7 protein-coding genes are annotated in these 8,448 nt (G+C 47.2%); 3 read left to right on the top strand and 4 right to left on the bottom strand.

The window, feature by feature from the left end:
* Window positions 1–238: 238 nt before the first annotated feature.
* Together ACQ4M4_RS28545 and ACQ4M4_RS28540 are read right to left on the bottom strand one after the other, a co-directional pair.
* Window positions 239–2,095 (bottom strand): lipase family protein, encoded by a 1,857-nt coding sequence (locus tag ACQ4M4_RS28545; protein ID WP_430687860.1) that lies wholly within the window; start codon window positions 2,093–2,095, stop codon window positions 239–241.
* 253 nt (window positions 2,096–2,348) lie between these two features.
* Window positions 2,349–2,954 (bottom strand): DUF4126 domain-containing protein, encoded by a 606-nt coding sequence (locus tag ACQ4M4_RS28540; protein ID WP_430687859.1) that lies wholly within the window; start codon window positions 2,952–2,954, stop codon window positions 2,349–2,351.
* A gap of 161 nt (window positions 2,955–3,115) precedes the next feature.
* On the opposite strand from ACQ4M4_RS28540, the gene ACQ4M4_RS28535 reads away from it, so the two are divergent.
* Window positions 3,116–3,532 (top strand): secondary thiamine-phosphate synthase enzyme YjbQ, encoded by a 417-nt coding sequence (locus ACQ4M4_RS28535; protein ID WP_430687858.1) that lies wholly within the window; start codon window positions 3,116–3,118, stop codon window positions 3,530–3,532.
* Window positions 3,533–3,563: 31 nt separating this feature from the next.
* Here the strand turns inward: ACQ4M4_RS28535 and ACQ4M4_RS28530 are convergent, their stop codons facing one another.
* Window positions 3,564–5,774 (bottom strand): CHASE4 domain-containing protein, encoded by a 2,211-nt coding sequence (locus ACQ4M4_RS28530; protein WP_430687857.1) that lies wholly within the window; start codon window positions 5,772–5,774, stop codon window positions 3,564–3,566.
* 399 nt (window positions 5,775–6,173) lie between these two features.
* Here ACQ4M4_RS28530 and ACQ4M4_RS28525 point away from each other — a divergent pair, with 399 nt between their 5' ends.
* On the top strand, window positions 6,174–6,308 hold the full coding sequence (locus ACQ4M4_RS28525; RefSeq protein ID WP_430687856.1) for a hypothetical protein: 135 nt from the start codon (window positions 6,174–6,176) through the stop codon (window positions 6,306–6,308).
* Window positions 6,309–6,410: 102 nt separating this feature from the next.
* Here the strand turns inward: ACQ4M4_RS28525 and ACQ4M4_RS28520 are convergent, their stop codons facing one another.
* Complete coding sequence (locus tag ACQ4M4_RS28520; RefSeq protein ID WP_430687855.1) at window positions 6,411–6,815, bottom strand: fasciclin domain-containing protein; 405 nt, start codon at window positions 6,813–6,815, stop codon at window positions 6,411–6,413.
* Between the two features lie 414 nt (window positions 6,816–7,229).
* Here ACQ4M4_RS28520 and ACQ4M4_RS28515 point away from each other — a divergent pair, with 414 nt between their 5' ends.
* Window positions 7,230–7,676, top strand: a complete 447-nt coding sequence (locus tag ACQ4M4_RS28515; RefSeq protein ID WP_430687854.1) for a hypothetical protein — start codon at window positions 7,230–7,232, stop codon at window positions 7,674–7,676.
* Window positions 7,677–8,448: the final 772 nt, after the last annotated feature.

The raw sequence follows: 8,448 nt of genomic DNA, 5'->3' as shown, positions 1-8,448 counted from the left end.
TCAATAACACCCGCAATCAGTCCCAAGTGGTCCAAGTTCTCGATCTGCAAGGGGGCGATCCTAACTCGTCTCCCTCAGCTTATCCCCACTCCCTTTAATTCCCAGAGCAACCTGCGGAATGTCGGTTGCGCATTAAGCGACAGACTCGCCACATCCATCGACTTCCCAAGCAACCGAGCTAACAGAACCCGGCTAACCCACCGGAATCAACCTAACTGAGAAAACTAACTGAGAAAAACTAGCTGAGAAAATCCTCTTTCTCCATCCGCTCACGCGCCACTTCCACATCTAGAGCTTTTTGCAAACGGCTCACATAGTATTCCATACGATGGTCATTCACCATCGAAAAACCAGGTTCGAAGGCATTGCGCGCAATTCCCACCCAAAAGTTAAAAAATCGGAAGAATGGGTTGGGGCGATTGGTCATGTTGCCAAAGGCATCAAAGTAATACTGTTGGCCTAAGTGGACATAAATGTGAAATGGATTCCACGGTAAATAGGGCGGCGGAATGTGAGGCACAATATCATTGTTGTTGACAAAGCGAAAAACGCGATGTTGCAATGCTTGCCCAATTTCCGCAGCAAAAATGATATCGCCGACCCGGGGCTGTCCAAAGGTATATAAACCTTGAATATTAAAGCCCTGCTTTACCAGCGAAGACGCCGCAACAGTTGCCAAGGCACCTCCCAAGCTATGCCCTGTAATCAACAGGGGTAGGGTTTGGCCGCTGTCCTGATTCCATTTTTGAATTTGTTTAATCACACTGGATTCAGCGACTTCCCAAGCCGCTTGAAATCCACGATGCACTTGGCCTTTGGGTGGAGTTGTATCTTCTTGCAACTCTTCCATTTTGGATTTCACGGCAAACTTACTAAGCTTAGTTTTAAAGTTCGTTTGCCAATCTTTAATTTCTTGGCTGCCACGAAACGCAAGTACGATATACTCATCGGTTCGTATCATAAAACCTTGAGTATCTAGCGCAGGTTTATTGATGTAGTAGAAATCTGTTTTGATTTCAAAATTCCAACGGCGCGAAATTTCAGCAACGTAGCTAATATCTTGATAGCTGAGATAAGCAGCTTTTGCCATCGTCAGCGCGACTTTTACATTCAGTTTATGGTCACCAGTTTTTGTCTCTGGTTTTAGCATTAGGCCAACAAAGTCAGTTGGGCGGTAGGGTGGCTGCAAGATGCGATAGCCAAACTGTTCAAATAACTTGAGAACACCCGAAAATCCATATTCGTGAATGTAGGTGTAGAGCTGATCGTAGAACTTTGATGCACCAGGTCGTTTGAATTCGCGATCGGCGATCAACCGAATCCAATAGATCATCCATGGACGCAAATCTTCTGAATTAAACATTCCTGACTCAATTAGATATCCAAAATGCTCTAATCCATTCAGCATTTTGTTGAACCAATCGCGCAATGTTGTTTCGATGTGGTAATTCTGAAGCTCCTTGGCATAGATCGAGTTCTTTTCAGCTGCCGTTCTTACCAGCAATTCGATATCTCGATTGGAAGCATCTTTTGGTGCCATGCCCAAAGCTTTGGCGGCTTGTTTTTTAGCCTGTAAGATTTCGGCATTGAGCTTTTCAAGATCAGACTTTTGTTTGTCGAGGTCGGTTTTTTGGCGGGCGCGCTCTTCGTGAGTGGCTAGGGCTCGACACAGGATATCGTTATTGACTTTGAAGGTGAGTTTGTTGCCTTTATAGATAGTTTCAAAGTCGCGATATTCCTCGAAGTCCATAATCTTCAAGGCTTTCCAGATATCTTCATCTTGCTCAAAGTCTTTGACTGCTGTTCGCAGGGATTCGATACGATACCACTTTTCGTTGCGGTTATACATCACTACACCTGCGCCAATGGCGATCGCCCCTAGCAGCAAACCTGCTGCCAAGATCCACTGGGCAATGAGTTGAGCATCGCGATAGAGGTCGGCGTCATCTTCCACGACAGGTTCAGGGGCCTGTGTCAAAACTAGAGCTTGGGCGGGCAGTTGAGCAACCATGGGTGTTGCGCCAAGACGAGGAGCGATCGTCATTGGAACCGCAAACGAGAGAGACGCCAATGCAATAAACCAAACCCTTTTCATTCCAGTTCCCAAAAGACAGCACCTGAATTGCTCTTGATGCTACCAGAGAATTCTTAGGATTCTTGTCTCGTTCATGATGTTTAGTGAACCGGCGAATTTTGGGAAATGGGTTGGGTTCCGCCTATCTAGACAGCTCTGAAAAACTCAGCCTTAGAGAGGCTAAGCCCGATAGAGAGCCGCAGCAAATTTCCACACATTGAGAACAGGCTTGAGCGATCGCATCCGGCAAGGTTAGCGGTTATGCGGTTGATGGTTATGCAGTTGGTGGCTGTGCAGATTGCTGGCGCTGGGCCAAAAACCGACGAATTTTGTTAGCCGCCAGGAGCCACACACTCAAAACCAACACCCCAGCAAACACTGGCACCGTAAGCGCTAGTACCGCCAGCCCAAGGGCGATCGCTAGCTCAATGGTGGCAAAAATAGGGTTGGTAAGCCCCGCCGACAGCGCTGTCGAAATGATGCGCACAAACCAGTTCATCCCCCGCGTTAAACCCGCCGCGCCGCCCCCCACCACAAGTGCCAGCGTCCACTGCACCAACGGATTCAACTGTTCGGGAGCAACTGCAGCAGTCACCAACGTACCCGCAGCGATCGCCAACGGCAACGCCACAATTTCCAGCATGTGATCGACCCAGGGAACATAGTAGCCACCCACCTCAACCACACTGGCGATCGCAAACAGCCACAACGCTTGGCTTGAATTCACCCAATCAAAATCTGCAGGGAGGGGCACATGCCCTAGCACTGCCGCCACACTCATCACCAACAGCGGCACAAACACTCGAAACCCGCAGGCAGCACTCAGGCTAATACCCAGCATGAGTTCTATCACAGTATCCAGGCTCAACCAATGATGCATTGCGTCCTCCCAGGTCGTGCCCGTCAGGTGATCCTGTTTCAGTTTATCCTTACTTACTATTGGTCGGGCTAGTGTATCAATGCATTCGTTACAGTGGGTGTAGATAAACAATGCTAGCCAGCGCGATCGCACCTTCTTTCGTTACGAACCGGAGTTATCCGATGTCTCATTACCAACGTACACTTACCGTTCAAACCAACGGTAAATGCCTACATAAAGTCACATCCAAAATTGCATCCATCGTTTCAGAATCAGGAATTCGCACTGGCATGTGCTCGTTATTCCTGCGTCATACCTCCGCCAGTCTCATCATCCAAGAAAATGCTGATCCCGATGTATTAGTTGATCTGGAAAATTTTCTATCCAAACTGGTGCCCGAAGGCTATCAATATGTACACAGCACCGAAGGGCCAGATGACATGCCAGCCCATATTCGGAGTGTGCTCACCCACACATCCGAGCAAATTCCCATCGCCAACGGACGGTTAGTGTTGGGCACCTGGCAGGGCATTTACCTATGGGAACATCGACGTCACGGCCATTCGCGCGAACTGGTGGTACATATTTCTGGCGATTAACGCTCGTTTCACCCGAGGTGGACAGAAAGCCCTACGAGTTTGGCTGCAACCAACGTTTCAGCAAATTTCCTAAGTCATTCATTCGAAATGGCTTGCTCATGTAGTCATCCATGCCTGCAGCCAGACACTTTTCGCGATCGCCCGCCATCGCATGAGCCGTAATTCCAATGACAACCGTCGGGGATTGATAATGGCGATGTTTTTGGCAGCGCCGCAATCGACGGGTTGTTTCATATCCATCCAAAATCGGCATTTGACAATCCATCAGCACCAGCTCATAGGGTTTGTCGGCTAATTGTTCCAGTGCTTGCTGCCCATTGCTGACCAAATCGCATTCATATCCCAGTCGTTCCAAAACCTGCTTCAGCAAAAATTGATTAATTTCAACATCTTCCACAACCAAAATGCGAGCGGATGTGGATGATTTTGTCACAGCAGCGGTGCTTCGGATTGTCGAGTCAAGGGGTATGTCCGGCCATGGTTCACTGAGAGCTGTTGGCTCCAGCACCACCGTAAACCAGAACGTAGAGCCTCGGTTCAATGCACTTTCAACCCCAATTTCGCCTCCCATCAAGGTCACAATTTTGCGACAAATACAAAGCCCTAGACCAGTTCCCTCGTAGGAGCGAGCGAGCGAAGAATCCACCTGGGTAAATGATTCAAAAATGCGTTCTTGATCCTGGGGTGCAATACCAATACCCGTATCGTGCACACTAAACCGAAGTTTTACCCCAAACTCGTCTTCCGTTGGTTCTTGCTCAATTCGCAAGACAACGGCCCCAGCCATCGTAAATTTGATCGCATTACTCATGAGATTCACGAGCACTTGCCGTAAACGATCGACAGAACCAATCAAGGAATGCGGCATGGATGGCGCAATTTCCACATTCAACACTAGACCTTTGTCAATCGCCTTGGGTTGAAACAGGTTGATAACGCTCGTTACCAACTCTTGCAAATTAAACAGCTGAGCGTTGAGTTTTAGGGTTCCAGCTTCTAGTCTGGATAAATCCAAGATGTCATTAATAATGGCTAACAAGTTATTGCCGCTTTGGTTAATACGCTCCAGGTATTCCTGCTGCTCCTCTGACAGGTCAGTACTGGCTAAGATGTCGGCATATCCTAGAACGGCCGTCATTGGCGTACGGATTTCGTGGCTCATATTTGCCAAAAATTCGCTCTTAGCAAGGCTTGCAACTTCAGCGGCTTCTTTGCTAACTTGCAGGGCAAGCGCTTGTTCCCGTAGCTCTGTGGTTCGCTGCTCCACCAAGTATTCTAATTTCTCATTCAAGGCTGCCAAGTGCTGGCGATCGCGCTCCACCATCATGGCCTGGGTCAACCGTTTTAGCAGCGTGTAAATGGCACTGCCACAACTCAACCCTACAACCAGCAGCGCCGCCCCCAAGTAACTTAGGCTCAATAGCCCTTGTTTGTAAATTGCTCGCGCCGCATCAACCCGAACAATTAGCGCTGGCTGATTAAACACATCCTTCATCATCACATAACCAGCAATGCGGTCTGCCGAAAGCGGATGAATGAAGGATTCGGTAGGGCGATCGCACAACGTCATCAATGCTTGTTCGACATCGGTTGGTAAAGACGAACTCTGAACCGGATGAGCAGACACCGAAACCTGCGTTAGGTCTGCTAATCGGGCGATCGCCTGGTCATTGATATACCGACCGATAAGCAATGTACCTCGGCTGGGCCCTTCTCCCAGGCTATTCAAGATGGGGCTGGATGCCAGCAGAACAGGGCCTTCTGGTAAGACAAGCATCCCTGTACTGCCCGCCTCATTCACAAAATACTGAGCCAAGGATTCATTGAGATAACCGGACTGATCAAAAATGGCCGGAAAAGGAACCCTTTTGTGACTTTGTAAGTCAAAATTTTCATGAATCAGGATTTGAGATGAACTATCGATTAAAGCAACAATATTTAGTTGCAAATTCTCAAGGGTTGCATCTGACCAATTGACATCATAGTAATTTGTATCTTGCTCCTCCATAAAAATGTAGGTATCATCCCATTGAGCATAGTCATAAGCTTCAGTCTGAAGAACGCTCAGATCATGCTGAATCGTACCTTGCACTCGTTGCAAATCACGTTGGATGAGTTGGCGTTCAACCTGAACAAAATTATGTAGAAGGATCTTCGCCGCGACCAAATATAGCAACCCTGTAATGCCAAGAATAGCAATTAAGGCTGTGAGCGGTACTCGCAGCAATTTAGGTTTAAGCATATAACCAGTCAATTACTAACTATCCATTAAGAATTTATTTACGCAATCAATACTGGCAAGCAAAACCTCTGGTCTACCGGGCTCCAGAGATGGCTATTCGCAAACTATATACTCTTATAACTCAGCCTTGAGGGGGTTTCACCGAGTTTATAAATTGATTCTAGAATAGTACATCAGCCAGAAAGCTTAACTTTTGTGTGCAGACCTCTACGAAACCTTTATATTTTGTAGACGGCAATCGTTATTGAAAAGCTGGCTCGTTCAGTACCAAGACAAGTTTCACAATCATTTCATTCAGCATTACCTCGTCTACAAATTTTGCTCGCACCTACAACTGTATTTTTGGGTAAGGATGCAGTCATCAATTCTAAGTTTGTGTAAAAGGTACATAAAAAAATTGTGCCGATTATGGATTCCCATGACTTTGCCCCAATCAAAAAGGCGATCGCCAATGTGCGATCGCCTCAAGTGTCAGCCGTCAATTCCACCAGATGGGCAGCAACGACAGAGCCATTTTCTTGCCTGAGTGAATGAGTTTATCCTGATTGCAAACTCATCCCGTCAGTGGCCAATGATGCCCAAATTTCGGTGATCGGGCATCATGTCCCTACATCCGCTCGTCGAAGGTTGAATCACTTAACCCATCAGCATCACGGTGTCAATCACGTGAATGATGCCGTTATCCGCTTCAATATCGGCAGCAACCACGGTCGCATTTTTAACCTCAAAATAGTCGGGTGTCGAGTGGATGGGGATCGGAGAGCCTTCCAACGACACCAAGTGATCAACCCCCATCAAATCTGCTTTTGTGTATTTCCCTGAAACAACATGAAAGGTGAGAATGCGACCTAGCTGAGGAGGGTTCTGCACCAAGGTCGTAATTGTTCCCGGGGGCAACTTGGCAAACGCATCATCATAAGGGGCAAAAACAGTAAAGGGGCCAGGGCTTTTCAGCGCATCAACCAGGTTTGCAGTTTGGACTGCTGTGACCAATGTTTGAAAATTACCTGCACCAACCGCAATATCAACAATGTCAGCCATTCTGTGCCACCAATTCCTATCACGTTTGTTTAAGAATTGTAAGCGAAATCCATAACTCATTCTCTACAAGGTTCTAAATCATAGAAATCATAAATCTTTATTGTTGAATCAGTCTTGGATGCGGCCAAATGATTGATTCACACTCTACATCAACGAAAGCTTTACCACCCAGTTGATAAAGCATGCAACCGAATCGTGAACGAGTTTGCATCGCAATGCCGATCCATTGTGAACGGGATATGAACCCGAGCGGTATCGGGCTTGAGCTGCAAAGATACTAATTTCTGCTTTAAGCTACGACACATAAAATAACTTTGGATAGATGACTTCTCGCTAATAATTGAATTTGATCGTTTCGCCCAAACATCCATGAGAAAACATGCATCTAGTTCAATCAGTGGTGGTAGCCGTTCTATGCGAGGCATTAAGGTTGGAGCCATTGTAGGTGGGGTAAGCCAACTTTTGGTTGCCCTGCTTTTTGTGTACTACGTGCTGAACTGGGGTGGTCCATTCTTTCGACAAACCGATGGCATGAGCTTAGCTAGTGTCTTAGCTTCTCCTCTAAGCTGGCTGTTTTCTCTTGTGTTTGCTGGCTTAGGGGCGATCGCGGGTGCAGTTGGGGGCACAACACGCCAAATACTCAGAGGAGCAGCCTTTAGCGGTGTGATGTCAGGGTTGTTTTGCATCACGATTCTGGTTATTCCTGTAAACGTTATGCTGGCTCTAAGCGGGGGCGGACTGACAGACTATTCAGCCGATAAGCAGAGTCTTGCAACGGGCCTCTTAGCGTTTGTCATTGTGGGAGCGATCGCGGGTGCAATTGGTGCAATTGCCAAAAGTTCGTCTACACCCACTCATTAGTCTCCATGCACACGATCCATCTACACGATTCATTCATGAGATGTCAATCGTTATGCGATCAGGGGTGCTGCAATCTCTCGATAGGAGCGTTCAGCATTCTATACGTCACCTGCATCGATTGAATTTATCAGAAGTTTATACATAGTGCAGCGCACCCAATCCCTCGACCATCACCAACCCAAATCCCAGTAAGGTTCAGAAGGTTCAGTCTTAGGCTGGCATTTGATGCTGATTCGAATCCTAACCAACGGCTTCGCGATCGCCTGTCCCCAGCATTGCTTAGCCGCATCATATTTGTATTCACTCAGACGATCGATTGAAGTGCTGAAAAGCATAACTTCAAGCACTCATTCATACCTTATCCGTGCGTTCAATCAACCGTGCGGCCAGTTTGTTCATCGCTCTTGCTCATGGCGAAAAGGCCAATGTCCTGCTAGCAGCACGGCTCCCAAAAAACGAAGCTGTATGGAGTTACGAGAAAGGCGTAAAGAGGAAAACCTTGCTGTTACAAAGCTGCCAATTTGTCATGAAGCCAGGAAACTAGCCTAGCAATATTCATATTGATTAGGACCGTTTTGAATACGGCCTTATTGCGCTCAAAACTGTTCCTATTCCAACTTGTGTTCTAACTACACTGTGTTCTAACTAAGAGGGTGTTTGAGAAGTCAGGAAGGGCGTAAAAAAGCTCACTCAGTGTAGGCTGCGAATAGCAAATATCTACAGCCCTGAGTGAGTCAGATGAGTAAAGCATATCCCAGCAACCTAACCCGTG

The sequence above is a fragment of the Leptolyngbya sp. AN02str genome (genome assembly GCF_050565595.1).
Taxonomy (GTDB): Bacteria; Cyanobacteriota; Cyanobacteriia; order Elainellales; family Elainellaceae; genus Kaiparowitsia.
This window is presented reverse-complemented; position numbering and strand designations above follow the sequence as displayed.